This window comes from Streptomyces sp. NPDC048584, assembly GCF_043199595.1.
Classification (GTDB): Bacteria; Actinomycetota; Actinomycetes; order Streptomycetales; family Streptomycetaceae; genus Streptomyces; species Streptomyces edwardsiae.
Genome location: NZ_JBICWF010000006.1, coordinates 344,394 through 368,433, shown reverse-complemented (window position 1 = coordinate 368,433; position 24,040 = coordinate 344,394). Strand labels below are relative to the sequence as shown.

Here is a 24,040-nt window from a genome sequence, read left to right as displayed (position 1 = left end):
GCAGGGTTCCTGATAGTTTACGGCGGCGCGTGCGGAGAGCGACGACCGGGAGGGGCGGGACGATGAGCGCAGTGGTCCACCAGCAGCACGATGTGAGACGGGCGCGGTACGCGGTCGCCGCCGTGTTCGCCGTGCACGGCGCGGTCACCGGCTCGTTCGCCACCCGCGTCCCCTGGATCCAGGAGCACGCCGGGGTCAGCGCCGGGCAGTTGGGGCTCGCGCTCGCCTTCCCCGCGCTCGGCGCGTCCCTCGCGATGCCGCTCGCGGGCAGTATCAGCCACCGCTTCGGCGCCCGCGCGGCGCTGCGCGGACTGATCGCGCTGTGGACGCTGGCGCTGATCCTGCCGTCGGTCGCCCCGAACCTGCTGACCCTGTGTCTGGCCCTGTTCGTCTACGGCGCCACGGCCGGCATGTCCGACGTGGCGATGAACGCGCTGGGCGTGGAGGTGGAGAACCGGCTCGACAAGTCGATCATGTCCGGGCTGCACGGCATGTGGAGCGCCGGCGCGCTGATCGGTTCGGCGGCCGGCACGCTCGCCGCCCACATCGGCGTGGACGCCCGGCTGCACCACGCGCTCGCGGCCGCGGTCCTGACGGTGGCCGGTGTGACCGCCTGCACCTGGGTGCTGGACCTGCAGTCCGCCGAGGACGAGGAGCCGCCGCCCCGTTTCGCGCTGCCGCCCCGCTCCGCGCTGCTGATCGGCGCGATCGGCTTCTGCGCGGTGTTCGCGGAGGGCGCGAGCCTGGACTGGTCGGCGGTCTATCTGCGGGACCAGCTGGAGACCTCGGCCGGTCTCGCGGCGGCCTGCACGACCGGTTTCACGCTCACCATGGCGATCGCCCGGATCGCCGGGGACCATGTGGTGGACCGCTACGGCGCCGTGCGCACGGTCCGCGTGAGCGGTGCCGTCGCGGTCCTCGGCGGACTGCTGATCGTGTTCGCCGAGCATCCCGCGCCGGCGATGGGCGGGTTCGCGCTGATGGGACTCGGCATCGCGGTGGTGGTGCCGCTGTGCTTCGCCGCCGCCGGCCGCAGCGGCGCCAACCCGAGCATGGCCATCGCGGGTGTCGCGACCATCACCTACACCTCGGGGCTGATCGCCCCGAGCGCGATCGGCCTGCTGGCCCAGGCGACCAGCCTGATGGCGTCGTTCGTCCTGGTCACGGTGCTGTCGTGCGGCATCGCCGGCTTCGCGAGCGTGCTGCGCGCGGGAGACCGTACGAAGATCACCCGGCCGGACGCAGCAGTTCCCGACCCGCGTCCCTGAACGCCTCGCTCCAGGGCGTCGGGCGCAGGGTCGCGGCGTCCAGCCGCACCAGCACCCGGCTGCCCCGCGCGTAGGTCACCGTCCCGTCCTCGGAGCAGAACCGGAAGCCGTATGTCAGCCCGGTCCTGCCGAGTCGCTCCAGCCACAGGTGCACCGCGTACGTGCCGGCACGGGTGACCGGGACCTCGTAGCCGATGCGCAGTTCACGGACGGCGTTGCAGGCGTCGCCGGCCGCGGCCCAGTCTCCCTCGAAGCGGATGCCCTTCTCCTGCCACAGCTCCGTCCACGCCCGCTCGACGAGCAGCGGATAGCGGGCGTTGTGCAGCAGTCCCAGCGCGTCGAGGTCGTCGAAGTGGACGGTCACGGGGATCAGCCGGCCGTGGTGCAGGGCGGGGGCGAGCGGGGCTTCGGCGGTCACGGGTGGGGCTCCTGGGGCGTACGGGATGAGTGCCGCTTACATCGAACAGCGGCGCGCCCTCATCCTAAGCAGACGCTCAGCAGGCCCGTCCGGGCCCGCCCACCTGTACGAAGCACCGCCGCCCAGCCCTCACAATGGTCCGGACACGCTGCACATACGACGAAAGCGACAGCCCATGGATCTCGGCGTCCGGTGGAAACTGCACGGCGACGGACGCGTTCCGGCCCCCGGCGCGGTGGTCCGCCCCGACGAACGGCTCTCCTGGCCCCGCACCGCGGGTCTGGGCGCCCAGCATGTCGTGGCCATGTTCGGGGCGTCCTTCGTGGCTCCGGTCCTCATGGGTCTGGACCCCAACCTGGCGATCATGATGTCGGGTGTCGCGACCGTCGTCTTCCTGCTGGCCACGCGCGGCCGGGTGCCCAGTTATCTCGGCTGCTCGCTGTCCTTCGTGGGTGTCGCCGCGGTCATCCGGGCCGACGGCGGCTCCAGCGCCACCGTCACCGGCGCGGTGTTCGTGGTCGGCGGGGCGCTGTTCCTGGTGGGTCTCGCGGTACGGCGGTTCGGCGCGCGGATCATCCACGCCGCGATGCCGCCGATCGTGACGGGCGCGGTGGTGATGCTGATCGGCTTCAACCTGGCGCCGGTGACGGCCTCCACGTACTGGCCGCAGGACCAGTGGACAGCCCTGTTCGTGATGCTGTTCACCGGCCTGGCCGTGGTCTGTCTGCGCGGCTTCTGGTCCCGGATCGCGATCTTCCTCGGGCTGATCTTCGGTTACGCCCTGTCCTGGGCGCTGGACCGGATCTTCGGGCGGATCCACTCGGCGGACGCCGGCGGCGAGATCACCGACCACTGGCGGCTGGACCTGTCCGGAGTGGGCCAGGCGGACTGGATCGGTCTGCCGGCGCTGCACGGACCGTCCTTCGAGTGGTCGGCGATCCTGGTCGCCCTGCCGGTGGTCATCGCGCTGATCGCCGAGAACGCCGGGCATGTCAAGGCGGTCGGCGAGATGACCGGTGACAACCTCGACGACAAGCTCGGTACGGCCATCTCCGCCGACGGTGTCGGCTCGATGCTGTCCACCGCGGTCGGCGGCCCGCCCAACACCACCTACTCCGAGAACATCGGCGTGATGGCCGCGACCCGGGTCTACTCCACGGCCGCGTACTGGGCCGCCGCCGGCTTCGCCCTGCTGTTCGGTCTCTGCCCCAAGTTCGGCGCGGTCGTGGCCGCCATCCCCGGCGGGGTGCTCGGCGGGATCACGGTCATCCTGTACGGCATGATCGGCCTGCTCGGCGCCCAGATCTGGATCAACGCCAAGGTGGATCTGCGCAATCCGCTGAATCTCGTACCGGCCGCGGCGGGCATCATCATCGGCGTCGGCAATGTCTCGATCGAGTTCACCGACACCTTCTCGCTGAGCGGCATCGCGCTCGGCACGCTGGTCGTCATCACCGGCTATCACGTGCTGCGCGCCTTCGCGCCCGCCCACCTCAGGACTCAGGAGCCGCTGCTCGACGAGGGCACGTCCTCCTACGACACGGAGGGCGGCGGGGACGGTCAGCGCGCCAAGTCGTAGGCGTACGACGGGGTGAAGGTGCCCGGCTCCCCCTTGCAGCCGTCGGACTCCCCCGGGAGTTTCACCCACAGGTAGGCGTCGATGCCGGCCTCGCCGGTGCTGAGCGTCGGGGCGTGGCCAATCCTGCGGCCGGCGGGGTCGCACCATTCGCCGTCGGCCGGGGCACCGTTGCCGTTGCGGCTGGTGTCGATCACGGCGCCGAGGCCGGGCGGTCCGCCGAGGGCGTCGAGCACCGCACGGTCGTAGGCGATCTCGGCGGCGGTGGCCTGGAAGTTGGAGACGTTGCTGAACACACCGTCGGAGGATGCGGCCGAGGCGGCACCGGCCTGCCGCAGCAGGGCGGCCTGCTCGGCGGGCGTGCGCCAGCCGGAGTGCCCCGCGTCGAAGTAGACCCGGGCCCTCGGGCCGGCGTCCTTGAGCACCCGGCCGGCACGGGCCAGCGAGGCGAAGCGGTCGGCGCGCTCACCGGCGGACAGGCACCCTGACTGGGCGATCGCGTCGGGCTCCAGGATCACGATGACCTCGGCTCCGCCCAGTCCCGCGGCGAACCGGTCGATCCAGTCGTCGTAGGCGGCCGGATCCGGCGCCCCGCCCTCGGAGTACCCGCCGCAGTCCCGGTCGGGCACGGCGTACGGCACGACCACGGGCACCCGGCCCCGGTCCGCGCCTCCCGACACCACGGCACGCACCCGGGACGTGATCGTGTCCGGGGAGTAGTCGGCGAACCACACGGCCGCCGGCCGCCCGGCGATCCGGGACTCGATGACCGCGCGGCGCGGATCGTCGGGATGGTCCCGCACCCAGTCCAGGACCTGCGAATCAGGGTGGCGGTACAGCCCGGCGGACGCGGGGACGGTCTGCCGCTCCTTCGTCGCCGTCCTGGACGGCGACGCCTCCGGACTCGCCTCGGCCTTCGGACTCACCGTGACAGAGGGGGATCCGGACGGCGACGACGACGGCTCGACCGGCGGTGATGCCGGCCGGGGCGAGGAGGTCACCACGGGCCGCGCCTCGTCGGGTCCCCCTCCCTCACCGGCCGCCGACAGCATCCCCGTGACGGTGCCGACGGCGACCACCACGGAGGCGGCCGCGACCATCGCGCCGCGCCGGACGGCCCGCCCCTCGGCCTTACGCGCGGACACCCGCCGGGCACGCGAGCCTGACACCGTACTGCTCCCCCTCCCCCACGACAGGCACGTTCCCCCGTTCCGGGGATGCGCCGGGCCCGCCGCCACCGGGGTCAGCCTAAAGGTGCGACTCTGCGCTCATGGCGCAATGCGAACAAGTCGTCACGCTCGTGGACGGGGTCATCTCCCGTATGCGCGCCCTGGACGCGGCCCTGCCCGCGCGGGACGGGGTCGCCGTCTTCAACCGTGTCTACCTCGCCGTCACGGAGGCCGTGGACCGGCACCTCGACGCGGGCGGGTTCCCGGACGCGCGGGCGGCGATCACGCTGGACGTGCGCTTCGCGGAGCGCTATCTGGCCGCCGTGGACACGGTACGAGAGGGGCGGCTGCCACCGGCCTGCTGGCGCCCGCTGTTCCAGTTCCGCCACCGCCCAGAAGTACGTCCGGTGCAGTTCGCCCTCGCGGGCATCAACGCCCACATCGGCCACGATCTCGCCCTCGCCGTCGTGGACACCTGCCGTACGCTCGCCTGCGAACCCGTCGACCTGGAGGACGAGTTCGACGGCGTGGGCGAACTGCTCCTCTCGCTGGAGGAGCGCATCCGCGAGGAGTTGACGCCGGGCCCCGAACTGCTGCGGATCACCGACCCGTTGATCCATCTGCTGGGCGCGTGGAGCCTGGAACGTGCCCGGGACGCGGCCTGGACGGCGGCCCGCGCGCTGTGGGCGCTGCGCGGACTGCCGGACATCGCCGGGGAGTTCACCGAACGCCTGGACACGGCGGTGGGGTTCGCCGGCCGGATGCTGCTCACCCCGCTGCCGGACTGACCCGGCGGGATCAGTCCTCGGGGAGTTCGACCGGAGCGATCTCGTCGTAGAGGTCGCCGGGGCCCGGGTTGGTCGGGTCGCTCTCGCCGCCGAAGTGGTGCATGACGCCCCACACCGCGTTCAGCGCGGTCTGGACGGCGCCCTCGGCCCAGCCCGCCGTCCAGGAGATGTCGTCGCCGGCGAGGAAGATGCCGCGCTTGTCCTCGGGCAGCGCCTCCTGCATGAAGTGCGTGAACAGCCGTCGCTGGTAGCGGTAGTGGCCGGGCAGGTTGGCCTTGAACGCACCCATGAAGTAGGGCTCGTTCTCCCAGGAGACCGTCACCGGGTTGCCGATGACGTGCTTGCGGATGTCGACCTTGGGATAGATCTCGCCGAGCGACTTCAGCATGACCTCCATCCGCTCGTTCGCGGACAGCGGCAGCCACTTCAGGCTGTCGTCGCACCAGGTGTACGAGAGGCAGATGACGGCGGGCCTGTCCGGGCCGTCGTCCAGCAGATACGTCCCGCGGGTCATGCGGTCGGTGAGCGTCATCGACATGACGTCCCGCCCGGTCTCCTCGTCCTTGTCCAGCCAGAAGGGCCGGTCGACGGGCACGAAGAGCTTGGAGCTCTCCATGTAGTGGGTGCGCTCGATGGCGGTCCAGTGGTCGATCGGGAACAGCGAGTCGTCGCAGGCGATCTTGGACAGCAGCATCCAGGACTGGGCGGTGAAGACCGCGGCGGCGTACGTACGGATGTCGCCGCCGGCGTCCGTCACGGTGATCCGGTTGCCGGCGGTGCGGTTGAGCCGCGTCACCGCGGGACGGGGCTCACCGCCCTCATGCAGACCGGCCAGCGAGGTGCCGTAGGGCCAGTGGACGATCTTCTCCGGCTCACGCTCCCAGAGCCGCAGCGGCAGTTGCTGCGAACCTCCGACGATGCCGCGGTGGTGGTCGTCGGCCTCGGTGTAGACGACGCGGAGGATCTCCAGGATCGAGTTGGGGAAGTCGGTGTCCCACCCGCCGGTGCCGAAGCCGACCTGCCCGAAGATCTCGCGGTGCCGGAAGGACTTGAACGCCTCGGAGTCGCAGAGGAAGCCGTAGAAGGTCTGGTTGTCGAGCTTCTCGACCAGCTTCGCCCAGATCTCGCGGATCCGCGGCACGTCCCGCTCACGCAGGGCGCGGTTCATGTCGGAGAAGTCGGCGCCCTCCTCGAGGCACTTCGCCCAGGCGCCGGCGACGTCCCGGTAGACCTGGGGCAGGTCGTCGAGGGTCTCGGCGTAGTGCGACTCGCCCTTGAGGTCGACGACGGTCGAGGGCGTCACCTCGGACAGCGGGTTGGGAAAGGCCCGTGTCTCCAGTCCCACCAGGTCGATGTAGTGCTGGAGCGCGGTGGACGACGGCGGAAACCGCATGGCGCCCATCTCGGCCGTCAGGGACGGATCACACCCCTCGAACCCCACGGTCCGCAGCCGCCCGCCGATCCGGTCGGCCTCGTACACGACCGGCTTGAGCCCCATCTTCATCAGCTCGTACGCGGCGATGACGCCGGACAGTCCACCGCCGATCACGGCGACCTCGGCGCCGTGCTCGGTCGCCGGGACCTGCCCGAGCCCGGCGGGGTGGGCGAGGAAGTCGTCGTACGCGTACGGGAAGTCCGGGCCGAACATGGTGATCGGCGGCTGCTGCGCGTCGGCGTGCTCGATCGCGTTGGGCACGGTGGACGTCATGGGGTACGGACTCCTTGCGGGGGGGGTGGAACGGGGGTTCAGACGAGGGATCCGTACAGACCGGGGCGGCGGTCGGCCAGATACGGGTTCGCCGCGCGGGAGGCGGTGAGGAAGACGGGGTCGGTGTCGGCGAGGAGGAGTTCCTCGTGGGCGCCGCCGCGCGTACGGGCGACTCCGTCGGGTCCGGCGAGCGTGGACCGCCCGACGAAGTCGAACTCGCCCTCCGGGCCGACGCGGTTGACGTACGCCACGTACATCTGGTTCTCGAAGGCCCGCACGGGCACCATGTGTTCGGCGACGAACTGGAACGGGTGAAGGAGCGCGGTCGGCACGAGCAGGAGGTCGGTACCGGCGAGGGCGTGGGCGCGCACGTTCTCCGGGAACTCGACGTCGTAGCAGATCAGGAGGCCGACGGTGAGACCGTCGAGCTCGGCCTGTACGACGGTCCGCTCGCCCGGGGTGAAGTGGTCGCGTTCGTAGCAGCCGTAGAGGTGGGTCTTGCGGTAGTTCGCGAGACGGGTGCCGTCGGCGGAGATCAGCTGCGCGGAGTTGAAGACGCGCTCGCCGTCGCGCTCGGGGTAGGCGTAGGCGATCGCGAGGCCGTGACGGGCGGCGCTCTCCGCGATCGCGTCGGCGGCGTCGCCGTCGGCGGGCTCGGCGAGCCGGGGGATGCCGTCGCCGATCGCGTACCCCGTGAGGAACAGCTCGGAGGTGACGAGGAGCCCGGCGCCGGCGGCTGCGGCGCGGCGGGCCGCGTCGTCGAGAACCTTGAGGTTCTCGACGACGGATCCGGGGCGGCCGGAGCTTTGGAGCAGGGCGGTGCGCATGCGTGTTCCTCACGGGTACGCGGGGGTTTGGGGGGCCAGGTAGACGGTACGGGCGGGTCGGCCAGGGGGACAAGGCGGAGGTGTTGCGCGTCTGTGGGGGGTTTGTTGCGTGGGTTGGGGGGGTGGGCGGCGATTCGTTGCACGGACCTCATGAACGGGGTCGTCCGGGCCCTCACCCCAGCGCGCCGGGGTGAGGGCCCGGAGCTGACCGTGTGCCGTCGCGTTGGTGCGGGCCGGGGGGTTCGCGCAGCCCGGCGCCGACGGAGTACCGTCGCGCCCACCCGTGCCGCCCCAGCGGCACGACTGCCCGCGAAGTGCGGCGAAGCACGGCCGCCCCTCCCCGCGGCCGGCCGGGCATGCGACATGACTGCGCGCGGCTGGCCGGGCATGCGGCGCGACTGCGCGCGGCTAGGGGTGCCGGTCGTGTAGGCGGGAAGGGGCAGGGTGCAGGCGCGTACGGCGGAAGGGGACGAGGCGGGGGTGGCCGCCCGCAGTGGCTGGCGCGTCAACGCCCCGCACCCCTGTCCAGCAAGCCCAGTCGCGCCAGTCCGAGGACGGACACCCCCGACCCGGCACCGACCCACCCACCACCCATGGGCGCTACCCCAGCCCCCACCGAACCGGAAGCGGCGCCGCAGGCACCCCACCCCACCGGACCGAAAGCCCGCACCGCGGACATCAGCCCCGAGCCCCCACCCGCCCGGCGGTCGCCGTGAGCAGCAGCAGTGCCGTCGCCAGGTAGGGCAGCGCCAGGACCGTGAACGCCGTGCTGTGGGCATGGCCCGAGGCGATCAGCGCGTAGGCGCCGAACGTCGCGACTGTCGTCAGTTCCGTGGCCAGGCTCGCCACCGACGTCAGCGTGGCCCGCCCGCCGTCCCCGATGCGCCGCTGAAGCCGCGCATCGGCCAGCACCGTCGCCGCCTGGAACCCACCGAACGCCACCGCGACCAGGATCAGCCCCACCGGCGTACCCGCAGCCGCGCCCGCACCCAGCGCAAGCCCCGCCCCGCCCAGCACGGCAGCCAGCCCCACGACCCCCAGCCGCTCCCCCTCCCCCGCCAGCAGACTCCCCGCAGTCGCCCCGGCCCAGATCAGCAACAGCAGATAGGGAACCGTCCCGTCCGCGACCCCGGTCCCCCGCACCAGCAGCGGCGTGTACTCATCCAGCGCGCCCCACACCGCGCTCACGGCCGGCACCAGCAGCAACGCGCCCCGCACCGACCGATCCGCACGGACCTCCGCGAGCCCGCCCCGCAGAACGGCGATCCAGCTCTCACGCCGCTCGGCCCCACAGGCACGATGCTCGGGAAACCGCAGCGCCACGACCGCCGTCAGCACACACACCAGCACACTCGCCGCACCGACGGCCGTATGACCACCCCAGGCGAGCACAGGCCCCGCAAGCCCCATCGCCGCCATCACGGCGACCATCCCGGCCGCCCGGGCCCGCCCCATCACCCGGGCGTAGCGCCCGGCCGCACCGAGCCGCGACAGCTCGTCGTAGACAAGGGCCTCCAGCGCCCCGGACCCGAGCGCCCCGCCCGCACCCCACAACAGGAAGCCGACCGCGAAGGCGCCATAGGACGGAACAGCGACCCACAGGACGAACCCGGCCCCGGTCAGCAGCGGCCCGGCCCACAGCAACAGCCGCCGCGACACGGTATCGGCCCAGATCCCGGAGGGAACCTCCAGCAGCACCCCGGTCACCGACCACACCGCGAACAGCGAGGAGATCTGCCAGACGGACAGCCCGGCGTCGCTGAACAGCAGCGCGTACACCGGGTACAGCAGGATGAAGTCGTCGAGGAACGCGTAGCCGTACAGCGTGTTCGTCAGCCGTCGCACGCGGACGTCGGAGGCACGCGTGGGCGTGAGAGTCATGAGGCCTTCCCAAGGGGGCGGTTCGGACACCGGACGTCGAGGACGTACGGCGCCCGAGGCGGCCCTCGGGAGGCCTGACGGGTGGATCAATGTCGCCAGGTCATGGCACCGATGCTAGAACAGCACAGCTCCCCCCGGCCACGGATTACGCGAGCGGCCCCGACGAGAACCGCCGCAGCAGCGGCGACAGCACCAGCACGGACTTGGTCCGCTCCACGAACGGCTCGCCCGCGATGCGCTCGAGGACCCGCTCGAAGTGGCGCATGTCGGAGGCGAAGACCTGGGCGACGGCGTCCGCGTCACCGGTGACGGTGGAGGCGGCCACGACCTCCTGGTAGCGCTCCAGGCCCCGCCGGATGGTCTCCGGGGAGGTGTTGCCGCGGCAGTAGATCTCGACGAACCCCTCAGTCGCCCAGCCGAGGGCGGCGGGGTCCACGCGTACGGTGAATCCGGTGATGGCCCCGGTGGCGCGCAGCCGGTCCACACGGCGTTTCACGGCGGGCGCGGAGAGGCCGACGAGCTGCCCGATGTCCGCGTAGGAGCGGCGGGCGTCCTCGGCGAGGGCGTGCACGATGCGTTCGTCGAGATCGTTCAGCACTGCGGGTGGTTCACTTCGCTTCTGACGCGGCGGAAACGGCCAGCCGGGAGCGGCGGTAGCCGTAGAGGAAGTAGAACACGAGCCCGACGGCCATCCAGACACCGAAGACCACCCAGGTGACGGCGGACAGGCTGCCCATCATCCACAGGCAGAACCCGAGGCCGAGGGCGGGCAGCAGGGGCGACAGCGGCACCCGGAAGGTGCGCGGCATGTCGGGCCGGGACCGCCGCAGCACCACGACGGCGACGTTGACCAGCGCGAAGGCGAACAGTGTGCCGATGCTGGTGGCGTCGGCGAGCCGGCCGAGCGGGATGGCGGCGGCGAGGACGCCGCAGAAGAGGGAGACGATCAGGGTGTTGGTGCGGGGCGTGCCCGTCTTCGGGCTGACCCTGCCGAACACCTTGGGCACCAGTCCGTCCCGGGACATGGCGAACAGGATACGGGTCTGGCCGTAGAGCACGGTCAGCACGACGCTCGCGATGGCGATGACGGCGCAGAACGCCAGCAGGGTGCCCCAGAAGCTCTGCCCGGTGACCTCGCGCATGATCTGGGCGAGTGTGGCCTCGGAGTCGGTGAACTGCCGCCAGGGCTTGGCGCCCACGGCGACGGCGGCGACGAGGACGTACAGCGCGGTGATGATGGCGAGGGAGAGCAGGATCGCGCGGGGCAGGTCGCGCTGGGCGTTCCTGGCCTCCTCGCCGGCGGTGGAGGCTGCGTCGAAGCCGATGTACGAGAAGAAGAGCGTCGCCCCGGCGGCGCTGACGCCGGCCATGCCCAGCGGCATGAAGTTCTCGTAGTTGCCGGACCGGAAGCCCTGGACACCGATGGCGCAGAACAGTACGAGGGCGCTGATCTTCACCACGACCATGATCGTGTTGGCGCGGGCGGACTCGCGGGCGCCGCCCATCAGGAACGCCATGGCGAGCAGGACGACGATCAGCGCGGGGAGGTTGAAGACGCCGCCGTCGCCGGGCGGGGCGGAGAGCGCGGCCGGGAGGGTGACGCCGATGGTGCCGTCGAGGAGTTCGTTGAGGTACTCGCCCCAGCCGACGGCGACGGCGGCGACCGACACGCCGTACTCGAGCATCAGGCACCAGCCGCAGACCCAGGCGATCAGCTCGCCCATCGTTGCGTACGCATACGAGTAGGAGGAGCCGGAGACGGGGATGGTGCCGGCCAGTTCGGCGTAGGAGAGGGCGGAGAAGAGGGCCGTCAGGCCGGCTATCACGAAGGACAGGGTGACGGCGGGGCCGGCCTTGGGGACGGCTTCGCCGAGGACGACGAAGATGCCGGTGCCGAGGGTGGCACCGATGCTGATCATGGTCAGTTGCCAGAGCCCGAGGGAGCGCCGCAGGGAGCCGCCCTCACCCTGGCCACCCTCCACGACCAGGCGTTCCACGGGTTTGCGGCGCATCAGGCGCGCGCCGGGGCCCGGGGACGGCGGGGCGGCGGGAGTGCCGTTGTGCGGGGGTGCGCCTTGGTCGAGCACGCGCTGACTCCTTCGTCGCTGCCGGCCTTCCGCGGCAGGGGACGGACGGTGTCCCGCGACAGCCGGGCCCCGTCGAGCGGAGTCCCCGCCACACACGTACAGCGGGTAACCCTACGAGGTTCTTCGTTGCTCCTGAAATGCAGCAACCTTGCGCACCGGCGCAAGATCATTGCGTTCCCCGGGGCGGGGCGGGTGTTCGTTGCGCCGGCGCTGTGAACCGTCGCACACCGGCTCCGCTCCCGGGGGAGACGTCAGTTCCAGCTGTTGTGCAGTGGCTTGCCCTCGGCGTAGCCGGCGGCGCTCTGAATGCCGACGACGGCCTTCGCGGCGAACTCCTCGAGCGATCCGGCGCCGGCGTAGGTGCAGGAGGAGCGGACGCCCGCGATGATCGAGTCGATCAGGTCCTCGACGCCGGGGCGGGCCGGGTCGAGGAACATGCGGGAGGTGGAGATGCCCTCCTCGAACAGCGCCTTGCGGGCGCGGTCGTACGCCGACTCCTCGGAGGTGCGGTTGCGCACGGCGCGCGCGGAGGCCATGCCGAAGGACTCCTTGTAGGGGCGGCCGTCGGCATCGTGCTGGAGGTCGCCCGGGGACTCGAAGGTCCCGGCGAACCAGGAGCCGATCATCACGTTGGACGCGCCGGCGGCGAGCGCCATGGCCACGTCGCGGGGGTGCCGGACACCGCCGTCGGCCCACACGTGCTTGCCGTACTTCCTCGCCTCGGCGGCGCACTCCAGGACGGCGGAGAACTGGGGCCGGCCGACACCGGTCATCATGCGGGTGGTGCACATGGCGCCGGGGCCCACGCCGACCTTGACGATGTCGGCGCCGGCCTCGATCAGATCGCGGACGCCCGCGGCGGCGACGACGTTCCCGGCGACGACCGGCACCTGCGGGTCGAGGTCGCGGACCAGCTTCAGCGCGCTGATCATCGACTCCTGGTGCCCGTGGGCGGTGTCGATGACGAGCGTGTCGACGCCGGCGTCGAGCAGCTGCCGGGCCTTGCCGGCCACGTCGCCGTTGATGCCGACGGCGGCGGCTATGCGGAGCCGCCCCCGGGCGTCGGTGGCCGGGCTGTACAGGGTGGCGCGCAGGGCGCCCCTGCGGGTGAGGATGCCCGCGAGGCGGCCGTCCTTGTCGACGGCGGGAGCGTAGCGCCGGTTGGCGGCGTCGAGGGTGTTGAACGCCTCGCGCGGGTCCATGTCGGCGTCGATGAGGATCAGGTCCTTGGACATGACCTCTTCGAGCTGGGTGAAGCGGTCCACGCCGGAGAGGTCGGTGTCGGTGACCACGCCGACCGGCTGGTGGTCCGCGTCGACGACGACGCCCGCGTTGTGCGCGCGCTTGGGCAGCAGGGCGAGCGCGTCGGCGACGGTCTGGTGCGGGGCCAGCACGATCGGGGTGTCGAGAACGTGGTGACGGCCCTTCACCCAGGAGACGACCTCGGTGACGACCTCGTTCGGGATGTCCTGCGGTATGACGACGAGTCCCCCGCGGCGGGCCACGGTCTCGGCCATGCGCCGGCCGGCTATGGCGGTCATGTTGGCGACGACGAGCGGGATGGTGGTGCCCGTGCCGTCCGGGGAGCTGAGGTCCACGCCCTGCCGCGAGCCGACCGCGGAGCGGCTCGGCACCATGAAGACGTCGTCGTACGTCAGGTCGTACGCGGGCTGGATGTCGTTGAGGAAACGCACGTGCTGCACATCCCAGTCGATCAGAGGTGGCCCCGGGACAGGTCAGCCAGGGGGAAGAGCACGTACTTCATTGTCCCATGCCGTCCGGAACGCCCGCTCCGGTCGGATCATCCAGGCCGGTCGGAGCACTGCTCGGAGGTTCCTCCGAGGGCCAGGGCCACGGTGAGCGAAGGGGTGCGGTCCGCCGCCTCGGCGAACACGTCCTGGGCGGTCCGCCACTCCTCGGGACGGGCCGCCGCGTACGCCCGCCAGCCGCGTACGACGACCAGCAGCCCGCGCTCCACGGCGCCGTCGGGCCAGACCGTGTGGTCGGAGAGGGAGTCGACGAGGGCGTCCCAGTTGTGCCCGAACCAGCCGGGCAGGTCCAGCGCGCGGGCGCAGCGGTCCATCAGGCCCGCCTTTGCGGTGACCCCGTCGAGGTCCACCACGACGAGGAGCCGGCCGGTGAGGTCGTACGTCATCTCAGTACCGCCGTGAACGATGCGTAGTGGTCGTCGGTGTAGTAGGTCTCGCCGCCGCGCCCGGTGACGATGCGCCGGGCCCCGCGGTCGGCGGAGCCGGGCGTGCGCACCGTGTACTCGCGGTAGTAGCCGCGTTCCCGCTGGGGCAGCAGGCCCTCGAAGTTGCCGAAGACGGCACCGTCCCGCTCGTACGGGAAGGGGCCGCCCGTGTCGACGAGTTCCAGGGTGCGGCGCGCCTCGGCGGGCAGGTCGGCCTCCTGGACCGTGCCCATGCCGTCGGCCCAGGAGGGCGTCGAACCGTCGCCGTCGGCGGAGGAGCAGCCGGCCAGCAGGACGAGCAGGCAGGCGAGGAGGCGGAGGAGCAGGGCCTGTCTCAGGACCATGCGGCCGATCGTGCCAGACCCGCCTCCGCCTCACCCGCCGTCAGGGGCCGTCCGGGTCCGCGCGGTTGAGAGAGGACCTCGGGGCGGGGCCCGCCGTCATCAGATAGTCCGCTGCCGACGTGTCCGTCACCAGGCTGGTGACCAGCCCGGAGCGCAGTACGGCGTCGATCGCCGGGCCCTTGCGCTGTCCGCCCGCGATCGCGACGACCTCGGGCACCCGGCGCAGCTGGTCGGTCTTGACCGTGATGCACCGCTCCCCCAGGTCCCGGCCGACCCGGCGCCCCTCGGCGTCGAAGAGGTGCGCGGACATCTCGGCGGCCACTCCGAGGGACGCGTAGTGCGCCCGCTCCTCGTCGCTGAGCATGTCGTGCACCGTGGAGATGCCGGGCTCCCAGGAGCCGATGGAGACACAGGCGACGGTGACCTTGTCGAAGTACTCGAAGGCCCGCGCGATGCCGGTCTGGTGGCGCAGCGCCTGAGCGGTGGCGGCGTCGGGCAGCAGCATCGGCGCGTAGATGGGGTGGGCGTCGCCGCCCGACACCTGCGCCGCGCGCCGTACGGCCTCCACCGAGCCGCGCTCGGCGGTCCCGGCGTCGTACACACCCGTCAGCTGCACGACCGTGCAGGGCGGCAGCCGGTCCAGGGCCGCCGCCATGTGGATGGTGGAACGGCCCCAGGCCAGGCCCAGTACATCCCCCTCGTCGACCAGTTCGCCGAGCAGGTCGGCGGCCACCTCTCCCAGGTTCTCGGGGTCGGGTGTCTCCTCGGCCTCGGCCGGGGACTCGACCACGACGGCGTGCCTGAGGCCGTAGCGGGCGCGGAGCGCGTCGGAGCGCTCCGCGTCCAGCTCGGCCGGCACGCGGATCTCGATCCGTACGAGATCCCGTTCGAGGGCGGTCTCCAGGACCCGGGCCACCTTGAAGCGGCTGACGCCGAACTCCTCGGCGATCTGGATCTTGGATTTGCCCTCGAGGTAGAAGCGGCGGGCCATGGCCGCCGCCTGCACCAGCTCAGCGGGTCCCATCCGCATGGCTGACCGGCCCGCCGACATACCCGACACGGCGATCTCCTCACTGCTGTTCACACTCTGGATTCGCCGTTCATCCTCGCAGATCCGCGGCGGTCGATCAGCCCTGCTGGGCGGCGTTCACGTTCCTGACTCTCAGTGGTCGCATGCCCACGACGCCTTGCCCGTCGCCGCCGCGGCCCGGTTGCGCAGTGCACGTACCGCCTCGGCCGGGTCCTCGGCCCCGTATACGGCGGAACCCGCGACGAAGACATCGGCGCCGGCGTCGGCGCACCGCTCGATGGTGGACGCCGAGACCCCGCCGTCGACCTGCAGCCAGAGCTCCAGACCGTGCTTGCTGATCAACTCGCGGGTGCGGCGAATCTTGGGAAGCATGATGTCGAGGAAGGCCTGTCCCCCGAATCCCGGCTCGACGGTCATGATCAGCAGCATGTCGAGTTCGGGGAGCAGGTCTTCGTACGGCTCGATGGGAGTCGCCGGCCTCAACGCCATGGAGGCACGGGCGCCCTTGGCGCGGATCTCCCGGGCGAGCCGGACGGGCGCGGTGGCCGCCTCGACGTGGAAGGTGACCGAACCGGCCCCCGCCTCCACGTACTGGGGCGCCCATCGGTCGGGGGCCTCGATCATCAGATGGCAGTCCAGCGGGGTGTCCGTCGCACGGGCGAGCGACTCTACGACCGGCACGCCGAGCGTGAGGTTCGGGACGAAATGGTTGTCCATGACGTCTACGTGGAGCCAGTCGGCGCCGGCGACCGCCTTCGCCTCGTCGGCGAGGCGGGCGAAGTCGGCGGAGAGGATGCTGGGGTTGATCTGCGGGGCCATGTGACAAGCGTGCCATGCCCTCCGGGGGTTGTGTGCATGGGTCTTGTGCGGGGACGGTTGTGCGTTGGCTGCGAACCGTCGCGGGCCGGCGCGCCCACGCGGCGGAGCCGCCCATGTCACTGCCCCGCGCCCCTTCGGGAGCGACTACGCGGAGGTCTCCATGACGCGTGAACGGCGTGTCGCGCACCTGGTCTGTGGGCGGCGGTCCAAGTGGCTGGTGCTCGGGTTGTGGGTAGCGGTGCTGTTCTTCGTGGCGCCGTTCGCGCAGAAACTGGCCGGGGCTCAGGACAACGACGCCGCTTCCTGGTTGCCGGGGTCTGCCGAGTCGACGCAGGTGCTGGAGATGTCCGAGGGGTTCCGGCCCGAACAGATCCCCGCGGTCGTGGTGTACGCGCGCGACGGCGGGCTGACGGCCGCCGACCGGGAGCGGATCGAGGAGGACGTGGCGCAGCTCATGCGGTTGAGCGACCACGGCATCCGCGGCGACGAGACCCGCGGCCCGGTCTTCGACCGGCGGACCGACCCGCGCGCCGCGCAGATCCTGGTGCCGATCACGATGGACGAGCAGGGCTGGGAGCGGATCGGGCCCGCGGTCGACTCCATCCGGGACGACGTCGGCGGGAGCGAGGGCGGCCTCGCCGTGCACATCACGGGCCCGGGCGGCACGTCGGCGGACTTCGCCGAGGCGTTCGAGGGGATCGACTCCACGCTGCTGCTGGCCGCGATGGGCGTCGTCGTGGTGATGCTGCTGATCACCTACCGCAGCCCGACCCTGCTGCTGGTGCCCCTGCTGTCGGTGATCTGTGCGTTGTTCACGGCACAGGCCCTGATCTACTTCATGGCCGAGTACGGGGGTCTGACGGTGAACGGGCAGAGCGCCGGCATCCTCACGGTGCTGGTCTTCGGCGCGGGCACCGACTACGGCCTGCTGCTGGTCGCCCGCTACCGGGAGGAGCTGCGCCGGCACGAGGACCGGCACGAGGCGATGGCGCTGGCCCTGCACCGCGCGGGCCCGGCCGTGCTGGCGTCCGGCGCGACCGTGGTGCTGAGCATGCTGGTGCTGCTGACCGCGGAGATGAACTCCACCCGGGGTCTCGGCCCGGTCGCCGCGATCGGGGTCGCGGTGGCCCTGCTGGTCATGCTGACGCTGTTCCCGGCGCTGCTGGTCATCTGCGGACGGTGGATCTTCTGGCCGGTGATCCCGCACCACGGCGCCCCCGATCCGGCCGAGCGGGGCGTGTGGGCCCGCACGGGCCGTCGTATCGCCCGCCGCCCCCGCATGGTGTGGGCCGTGACGGCGGCGGTGCTGGCGATCTGTTCGCTGGGGCTGATCCAGCTCCGCGCGGAGGGGATCGGCAACGCGGACGCGTTCACCGGGAAGCCGGACTCGATCACCGGGCAGGAGGTCTCCGCGCGGTACTTCCCGGCGGGCAGCGGCGATCCACTGGTCGTCGTGAGCAACCGGGGGCAGGCCGTAGAGGTGGGGCGCGCGGTCGCCGGTACGGAGGGCGTCGTTCCGGATTCGCTCGGTCTGCCGCCGGGCACCAAGCCGTCGTTCCAGGGCAAGGTGCTGTTCGAGGCCACCCTGGCAGCGCCGTCGGACAGCGAGGCGGCCAAGCGGACCGTGGAGCGGGTCCGTGACGCCGTGCACGCGGTCCCGGACGCCGACGCGCAGGTGGGCGGTGGTACGGCGGCGCTGCTGGACATGGACGAGGCGACCACCCATGACAATGTGCTGATCATCCCGCTGGTGCTGGTGGTCGTCCTGCTGATCCTGTGTGTGCTGCTGCGCGCCCTGATCGCGCCGCTGCTGCTGACCGCGACGGTGATCCTGTCGTTCACGGCGGCGTTGGGTCTCAGCGCGCTGGCCTTCCGGCACGTCTTCGGCTACGCGGGCGAGTCGACGGACTTCCCGCTGTTCGTCTTCGTCTTCCTGGTGGCGCTGGGCATCGACTACAACATCTTCCTGACCACCCGCATCCGCGAGGAGGCGGCCCGCCAGGGCACGCGGCAGGGCGTGGTCACCGGACTCACGGCCACGGGCGCCGTGATCACCTCGGCGGGCCTGGTCCTCGCGGGCACCTTCGCGGCCCTCGGCACCCTGCCCATGGTCGCCTTCGCCGAGATCGGCTTCGCGGTCGCCCTGGGCGTACTGCTGGACACCTTCGTCGTACGGTCGGTACTGGTCACGTCCCTGTTCCTGGACGCGGGCCCCCGGGTGTGGTGGCCGCACCGGCTGTCCCGCGAGGAACCCGGCGCCGAGGCGGACCGGTCCGGCCGGTGAGGGCCGGGCACATCGCCCGGGGCCACGATCACCCGGCCACGCCGGCCGTCCCGCGAGGGACCCCGGCTCCGGCGTCAGCCGGTCCGGCGGACGAGGGCCAGGTACATCGCGTCGGTGCCGTGCACATGTGGCCACAGCTGTACATCGGGGCCCTCGCCCAGGTTGGGTACTCCGGGCAGCAGCGGGCGGGCGTCGATCAGTTCCGCGTCCGGGAACTGCTTGAGCAGGTCACCGACGACGGCCCGGGTTTCCGCGAGGTGCGGGGAGCAGGTGGCGTAGCCGACGACACCGCCGGCCCGTACGGACTCCAGCGCGGTGCGCAGCAGCCCGCGCTGGAGCGGGGCGAAGCCGTCCAGGTCCTCGGGGCGGCGCCGCCAGCGGGCCTCGGGACGGCGGCGCAGGGCGCCCAGGCCGGTGCACGGCACGTCGACCAGGACCCGGTCGAAGCTGCCGGGCCGCCACGGCGGGCGCGTCCCGTCGGCGGCGACGACCTGGTACGGCCCCGGGTTCCCGGCGAGCGCCTTCGCGACCAGCCCGGCCCGGTGCGGCTGCTTCTCGGAGGCGAGCAGCACCGCGCCCCGCTCGGCGGCGAGCGCCCCGAGCAGCGCGGCCTTCCCGCCCGGTCCGGCGCAGCCGTCCAGCCACATGCGGTCGGGGCCCTCGAGGGGCGCGTTCGCGAGGGCGAGCGCGACGAGCTGGCTGCCCTCGTCCTGCACACCCGCCCGGCCCTCCGCGACCGCCGTGATGGCGCCCGGCTCCCCGCCCTCGGTGAGCCGTACCGCGTACGGCGACCAGCGGCCGGGTACGGCGGCCTCCTCGTCGAGCAGTTCGGTGGTCGTCGCCCGTCCGGGGCGGGCGACCAGGGTCACCTCGGGCCGGTCGTTGTCGGCCCGCAGCAGTTCCTCGATGCCGGTCCGGCCGCCGCCGAGGGAGTCCCACAGCGCGGAGACGACCCAGCGGGGGTGCGAGTGCACGACGGCGAGGTGGTCCTCGGGGTCCTCGTCGTAGGGCGGTGCGACCCGCTCCAGCCAGCCGTCGAGGTCGTCCTGGGCGATCTTCCGCAGCACGGCGTTGACGAACTTGGCGCGGCCGTCGCCGAGCACCACCCGGGCCAGCTCCACGGTGGCGGACACCGCGGCGTGCGTCGGGATCCGTGTGCCGAGCAGTTGGTGCGCGCCGAGGTTCAGCACGTCCAGCACCGGCGGGTCCACCTCGCGCAGCGGCCGGTCGACACAGGCGGCGACGACCGCGTCGTACGTCCCCTGACGCCGCAGGGTGCCGTAGACCAGCTCGGTCGCCAGCGCCGCGTCGCGTGCGTCGAAGTCGTCGTTCTCGCGCGCCTTGCGCAGCAGCGGGGGCAGGACGAGGTTGGCGTACGCGTCCCGCTCGTCGACGGCCCGCAGGGCCTCGAAGGCGAGGACGCGGACGGGGTCCTTCTTGGGCCGGCGGTAGGGCTTGGCGGGTTTGCGGGGCCGACGGGGCTGGTCGCTCACGAAAAAGGTGCTCCGGATGTGGGGTGAAGTGCGCGGTCCAGCCTACGTCGTGGAGGCCGCGGCGGCGTCAGGCGCCGACGGACTCCCCCGCCGTGATGCGTACCCCGCGCGCCCAGTCCGCCGCACGCATCGGCTTCTTGCCCTGGGGCTGCACCCACAGCAGCTCCACGGCGTACGAACCGGTGCCCGCGTACACGTTGTTCTTGCCGGCGGACAGCTGCCCGGGCGCGAGTTCGGTCATGGCGGGTACGGGGGCGGCCTGGACGATCTTCAGCCGCTCGCCCCGGAAGGTGGTCCAGGCGCCGGGCGCGGGGGTACAGCCGCGCACCACGCGGTCGACGCGCAGCGCCGGGGTGTTCCAGTCGACGTGGGCGTCCTCGACGGTGACCTTGGGGGCGAGGCTGATGCCGTCGGCGGGCTGCGGTACGGCCGTCAGGGTGCCGTCCTCGATGCCGTCCATGGTGGCGGCGAGCAGCCCGGCACCGGCGAAGGCGAGCCGGGTGAGCAGGTCGCCGCTGGTGTCGGTGGGGCGGATGACCTCGGTGACGGTGCCGTAGACGGGGCCGGAGTCGAGGCCCTCCTCGATGAGGAAGGTGGCGGCACCGGTGATCTCGTCGCCGGCCATGATGGCGTGCTGCACGGGGGCTGCGCCGCGCCAGGCGGGCAGCAGCGAGAAGTGCAGGTTGACCCAGCCGCGGGCGGGGATGTCCAGGGCGGCCTTCGGGAGGAGGGCGCCGTAGGCTACGACGGGGCAGCAGTCGGGGGCGATCTCCTCGAGCCGCTCCAGGAACTCGGGGTCCCTGGGCCGGGCAGGCTTCAGCACCTCGATCCCGGCCTCCTCCGCGCGCTCGGCAACGGGTGAGGCGACGAGCCTGCGCCCGCGTCCGGCGGGCGCGTCGGGCCGGGTGACGACGGCGGCGACCTCGTGCCGCCCGGAGGCGAGAAGAGCGTCCAGTGCGGGAACGGCGACCTCGGGGGTACCGGCGAAGACGAGCTTCATGGGGTGCGGAGGGCCTCTCGGGCGAGAACGGACAAGGGCAGCGCACCAGTCTATGGCGCGGAGCGCGAACCCCCATGCGGGGCGAGCCGCCGACGGCGAGGCACTCCGGCGGCGGACGTCCACTTCTCGGCGTACGGGGAACGGACGGTGCGCGGGCGGGAGAGAACGCCGGGGCCGAAGGGCCGGGGTGCACCTCCGCCGGGGGCGTACGCACAAGCTCCCGCGCCCCTCCCCGTGACCCGCGAAGCGGCCACGCGTTGGTCAAGAAAGAGTTGACCACCGGGCCCGGCCAAGGGCCCGATCCCTCCAACGCCGGTTCGAGAGGCTTGTTCATGGCCGACCATGCAACCCACGACGCCCAGGCTCGGGCCAGCCTGCACCTGCTGGTGCGGGACATCGAGCGGGTCCGCCGGCAGGTGGACGCGCTGCGCACACTCACCGCCCAGCTGGGCAACGTCTACCGCCCGCGCCGCTCCGGCCCCTCCACGGGCTTCGTCGTCTACGGACGCGCCCCCGCCCCCACGGTCCGGCTCGCCCAGGAGCTGCGGGACAGTGTCGAGACCCTGGTCACGGCGGCCGTGGACTTCGACCGCTCCCTGGGGTTCTCGTGGGACGCCGTGGGCTCCGCGCTCGGCGTCACCAAGCAGGCGGTCCACCGCCGCTACGGCGCCCGCCGTGCCGCCGCCCAGACCGCCCCGGCCGCCGAGGCCGCCCCGGAGGCGTCGGGCACGCGCCCGGTCAATGTGGGCGCGGGTGTCACCACGGTGCCGACGGTCCCCGCCGCCCGCTCCATGCCGACCCAGCCCACGGCCGGCAGCCCGGCCCTCCGCGACGACCCCCGCCCGACGGCCTTCCCCGCCCCGCGCAACGGCTGAACCCGGCCGCGCCCGCCCGGACGCACCGCCCCCGGGACGGCGCGGCGCGTCCCGGCCCGGTCAGCCGATGTCGGGGGGGTCGACGCGGACCCAGACGGGAGTGCTGCCGCCGCGGGCCATGCGGGCCGCCTGGGCGGACTTCAGCGCGGCGGTCAGCGCGGCGCCGTTGCCGGGCGGCACCCGGATCAGCGCCCGGTCCCACTGCTCGCCGGGAGGCGGTGTACCCGGCCGGCGGGGGCGGCCCGGCGGTGCGGCCGGCACGGGTACCGGGCCCAGGATCTCCGCCTGCGGGGGCAGCTCCACCGCGCGCAGGAACTCTGCCACCGCCTCCCCGGGCCCGGACAGCGCCGCCATCCGTGACACCGGCGGGAATCCCAGTTCGCTCCGCTCGGCCAGTTCCCGTACCGCGTGCCCGACCGGGTCCCAGCGGACCAGCGCCTGTACGGGCCGCAGGGTCGGCTCGGCGACCACGACCACCGTGCCGCCCGCGGACTGCGGCCGGACCAGCGCCGCCGCGCCGGTCCAGCGGCGCAGCGCGTCCTCCCCGGCCCGCAGATCGGGCCGGTTCAGCATGGCCCACCCGTCCAGCAGCAGCGCGGCCGCGTAGCCGCCCTCGGCGACCGGCTCCGCTCCGGGTGTGCTCACCACCAGCGCGGGTGTCCCCGGCACGGTGTCCAGCACGTGTTCGCGCCCCGAGGTCCGTACCGGAACCGCGGGAAAGGCCCGGCCCAGCTCTTCGGCGGTCCGCCGTGCCCCCACCACCTGGGCGCGCAGCCGGAACCCGCCGCACTCCGGACAGTGCCAGCCGCTCTCCTCACGGCCGCACCAGTCGCACCGCAGATCGTCGGAACCCTGCGCCTGCAGCGGTCCGGAGCAGTTCACACACCGGGCCGGGGCGCGGCAGGTCGCACACGCCATCCGCGGCACATAGCCCCGGCGGGGCACCTGGACGAGCACCGGCCCGTGCCGCAGTCCCTCCCGGGCGGTCTGCCAGGCGAGGCTCGGCAGCCGTGCCGCCCGCGCGGCCTCGTCGCGTGCGAGGTCCTGGTCGCCCACCGTCCGTACCAGCGGCGCGGCGGCCCGCACCCGCTCCCGGCCGGCGACCAGCGGTCCGGCCCAGCCGGTCTCCACCAGCTGGGCGGCCTCGACGGTGCAGCTCCAACCGCCCAGCAGGAAGCCGCATCCGTCCTGGGCCGCCCGCAGCAGTGCCACCTCGCGGGCGTGCGGCTGCGGGGCGTGCTGCTCGCTGTGGCTGTCGTCGCCGTCGTCCCAGACGGCGACGAGTCCGAGGTCCCGCACCGGGGCGAACATCGCCGCCCGGGTCCCGATGACGGCCCGTACGGAGCCCCGCCGTACGGCGAGCCACTGCGCGTACCGCTTCTCCGGTCCGGCGTCGGCGGTGAGCACCGCGTGCCGTCCCCGGCCCAGCAGGGCGGTGAGGGCCGCGTCGACGCGGGCGACGGACCGTCCGTCCGGCAGGACGGCCAGCGCGCCGCGCCCGGAGGCGAGGGTCGCGGCGACGGCCCGCGCCAGCTCCTCGCTCCACTGCGGCCCCGGCAGCGCGTTCCACACGGCCCGGGGCGCGCCGCCGGCGGCCAGTGCCTCCAGGAACCCGGGTCCCCGCTCGTACCGCTCCCAGGAGCCGGGTACGGGCGCCGGGGGCGGCGGCAGCGGGTCGGGCGAGGGCCGCCCCTCGGCGCGGGCGTTGCGCGGCGGCACGGCGAGCTGGAGTACGTCGGCGAGGCTGCCCGCGTACCGGTCGGCGACCGCGCGGGCGAGACCCAGCAGTTCCGCCCCGAGCACCGGCTCGGGCGAGACGACCTGCGCCAGTGCCGCCAGCGGCCCCGAGTAGTCGGACTCGGCGAGCCGCTCGACGAGGAACCCGTCGATCAGACCGCCGCCCTCGCGCCGTCCCTCGCGCACCCGGTGACGTCCGGCGCCGAAGCGCACCCGCACCCGCACTCCCGGCTGTGCGTCGGCGTCGAGTTCCTCGGGCACGGCGTAGTCGAAGTAGCGGTCGAGGTGGAGCACGCCCTTGTCGACGAGGACACGGGCGACGGGCAGTTCCCTGGCGAGCGCCGCGCCCCGCCAGGTACGCGGTTTGGCCCGGGGGGCCTTGGCCTTGCGCACGCTCTCCCGGATGAACGCGAGCTGCTCCGGCGGCGCGCCCTCCGCGCCGCCCTCCTGCTGACCGTCCTCGCTGCTCACGCCTGCATTCTTACCAAACGGCACTGACAGCGACGCCCCGGCCCGAGATCGGCTCGGGTACGGATCACATA

20 protein-coding genes are annotated in these 24,040 nt (G+C 72.8%); 5 read left to right on the top strand and 15 right to left on the bottom strand.

Features of this window, described 5'->3' with window-relative positions; translation table 11 throughout:
• The first annotated feature begins 62 nt into the window (after positions 1-62).
• On the top strand, positions 63-1,268 hold the full coding sequence (locus ACGFR9_RS16630; RefSeq protein ID WP_393208376.1) for an MFS transporter: 1,206 nt from the start codon (positions 63-65) through the stop codon (positions 1,266-1,268).
• On the opposite strand, the gene ACGFR9_RS16625 is transcribed toward ACGFR9_RS16630, so the two are convergent.
• A complete protein-coding gene (locus ACGFR9_RS16625) occupies positions 1,228-1,686 on the bottom strand; it encodes an acyl-CoA thioesterase (protein ID WP_393208373.1) in 459 nt (152 codons plus the stop codon). The two genes, ACGFR9_RS16630 and ACGFR9_RS16625, sit on opposite strands and share 41 nt — an antisense overlap.
• 175 nt (positions 1,687-1,861) lie before the next feature.
• On the opposite strand from ACGFR9_RS16625, the gene ACGFR9_RS16620 reads away from it, so the two are divergent.
• Positions 1,862-3,265 (top strand): uracil-xanthine permease family protein, encoded by a 1,404-nt coding sequence (locus ACGFR9_RS16620; RefSeq protein WP_393208370.1) that lies wholly within the window; start codon positions 1,862-1,864, stop codon positions 3,263-3,265.
• Here the strand turns inward: ACGFR9_RS16620 and ACGFR9_RS16615 are convergent.
• Entirely contained in the window at positions 3,247-4,362 is a 1,116-nt protein-coding gene (locus tag ACGFR9_RS16615) for a glycoside hydrolase family 6 protein (protein WP_393208576.1), read from the bottom strand. The genes ACGFR9_RS16620 and ACGFR9_RS16615 overlap by 19 nt on opposite strands.
• Positions 4,363-4,532: 170 nt before the next feature.
• Between ACGFR9_RS16615 and ACGFR9_RS16610 the strand changes: the two genes are divergently transcribed.
• A complete protein-coding gene (locus ACGFR9_RS16610) occupies positions 4,533-5,219 on the top strand; it encodes a DUF5995 family protein (RefSeq protein ID WP_393208367.1) in 687 nt (228 codons plus the stop codon).
• A 10-nt stretch (positions 5,220-5,229) separates the two neighbouring features.
• Here ACGFR9_RS16610 and ACGFR9_RS16605 read toward each other — a convergent pair whose 3' ends face one another.
• The 10 genes from ACGFR9_RS16605 to rpe all read right to left on the bottom strand — a co-directional run bounded on the left by ACGFR9_RS16605 (position 5,230) and on the right by rpe (position 16,109).
• Positions 5,230-6,927, bottom strand: coding sequence for a flavin monoamine oxidase family protein (locus ACGFR9_RS16605; protein WP_393208364.1), 1,698 nt, complete (start codon positions 6,925-6,927; stop codon positions 5,230-5,232).
• 38 nt (positions 6,928-6,965) lie between these two features.
• Positions 6,966-7,754 carry a carbon-nitrogen hydrolase family protein gene (locus ACGFR9_RS16600; protein ID WP_393208361.1) on the bottom strand — a complete coding sequence of 263 codons (789 nt, stop codon included), beginning with the start codon at positions 7,752-7,754 and terminating at the stop codon, positions 6,966-6,968.
• A 678-nt stretch (positions 7,755-8,432) separates the two neighbouring features.
• A complete protein-coding gene (locus tag ACGFR9_RS16595; protein WP_393208358.1) occupies positions 8,433-9,635 on the bottom strand; it encodes an MFS transporter in 1,203 nt (400 codons plus the stop codon).
• A 145-nt stretch (positions 9,636-9,780) separates the two neighbouring features.
• Positions 9,781-10,233 (bottom strand): Lrp/AsnC family transcriptional regulator, encoded by a 453-nt coding sequence (locus ACGFR9_RS16590; protein ID WP_393208355.1) that lies wholly within the window; start codon positions 10,231-10,233, stop codon positions 9,781-9,783.
• A 10-nt stretch (positions 10,234-10,243) separates the two neighbouring features.
• Positions 10,244-11,722, bottom strand: coding sequence for an amino acid permease (locus tag ACGFR9_RS16585; protein ID WP_393208352.1), 1,479 nt, complete (start codon positions 11,720-11,722; stop codon positions 10,244-10,246).
• A 251-nt stretch (positions 11,723-11,973) separates the two neighbouring features.
• Positions 11,974-13,416, bottom strand: a complete 1,443-nt coding sequence (locus tag ACGFR9_RS16580; protein ID WP_393208573.1) for a GuaB1 family IMP dehydrogenase-related protein — start codon at positions 13,414-13,416, stop codon at positions 11,974-11,976.
• A 107-nt stretch (positions 13,417-13,523) separates the two neighbouring features.
• Positions 13,524-13,877 (bottom strand): barstar family protein, encoded by a 354-nt coding sequence (locus ACGFR9_RS16575; protein WP_393208349.1) that lies wholly within the window; start codon positions 13,875-13,877, stop codon positions 13,524-13,526.
• Positions 13,874-14,260, bottom strand: a complete 387-nt coding sequence (locus ACGFR9_RS16570) for a ribonuclease domain-containing protein (protein ID WP_393208346.1) — start codon at positions 14,258-14,260, stop codon at positions 13,874-13,876. The genes ACGFR9_RS16575 and ACGFR9_RS16570 overlap by 4 nt, the downstream gene beginning before the upstream one ends.
• Positions 14,261-14,300: 40 nt before the next feature.
• Complete coding sequence (locus ACGFR9_RS16565; protein ID WP_030221559.1) at positions 14,301-15,344, bottom strand: sugar-binding transcriptional regulator; 1,044 nt, start codon at positions 15,342-15,344, stop codon at positions 14,301-14,303.
• Positions 15,345-15,422: 78 nt separating this feature from the next.
• Positions 15,423-16,109 carry a ribulose-phosphate 3-epimerase gene (rpe, locus tag ACGFR9_RS16560; protein ID WP_393208342.1) on the bottom strand — a complete coding sequence of 229 codons (687 nt, stop codon included), beginning with the start codon at positions 16,107-16,109 and terminating at the stop codon, positions 15,423-15,425.
• 160 nt (positions 16,110-16,269) lie between these two features.
• On the opposite strand from rpe, the gene ACGFR9_RS16555 reads away from it, so the two are divergent.
• Entirely contained in the window at positions 16,270-18,393 is a 2,124-nt protein-coding gene (locus tag ACGFR9_RS16555) for an MMPL family transporter (protein ID WP_393208339.1), read from the top strand.
• A 74-nt stretch (positions 18,394-18,467) separates the two neighbouring features.
• On the opposite strand, the gene ACGFR9_RS16550 is transcribed toward ACGFR9_RS16555, so the two are convergent.
• Positions 18,468-19,886, bottom strand: coding sequence for an RsmB/NOP family class I SAM-dependent RNA methyltransferase (locus ACGFR9_RS16550; RefSeq protein WP_393208336.1), 1,419 nt, complete (start codon positions 19,884-19,886; stop codon positions 18,468-18,470).
• Positions 19,887-19,953: 67 nt separating this feature from the next.
• Positions 19,954-20,886, bottom strand: a complete 933-nt coding sequence (gene fmt, locus ACGFR9_RS16545) for a methionyl-tRNA formyltransferase (protein WP_393208333.1) — start codon at positions 20,884-20,886, stop codon at positions 19,954-19,956.
• 332 nt (positions 20,887-21,218) lie between these two features.
• On the opposite strand from fmt, the gene ACGFR9_RS16540 reads away from it, so the two are divergent.
• Positions 21,219-21,761, top strand: a complete 543-nt coding sequence (locus tag ACGFR9_RS16540; RefSeq protein WP_393208330.1) for a hypothetical protein — start codon at positions 21,219-21,221, stop codon at positions 21,759-21,761.
• A gap of 60 nt (positions 21,762-21,821) precedes the next feature.
• Here the strand turns inward: ACGFR9_RS16540 and ACGFR9_RS16535 are convergent, their stop codons facing one another.
• A complete protein-coding gene (locus ACGFR9_RS16535; RefSeq protein WP_393208327.1) occupies positions 21,822-23,969 on the bottom strand; it encodes a primosomal protein N' in 2,148 nt (715 codons plus the stop codon).
• Positions 23,970-24,040 lie beyond the last annotated feature (71 nt).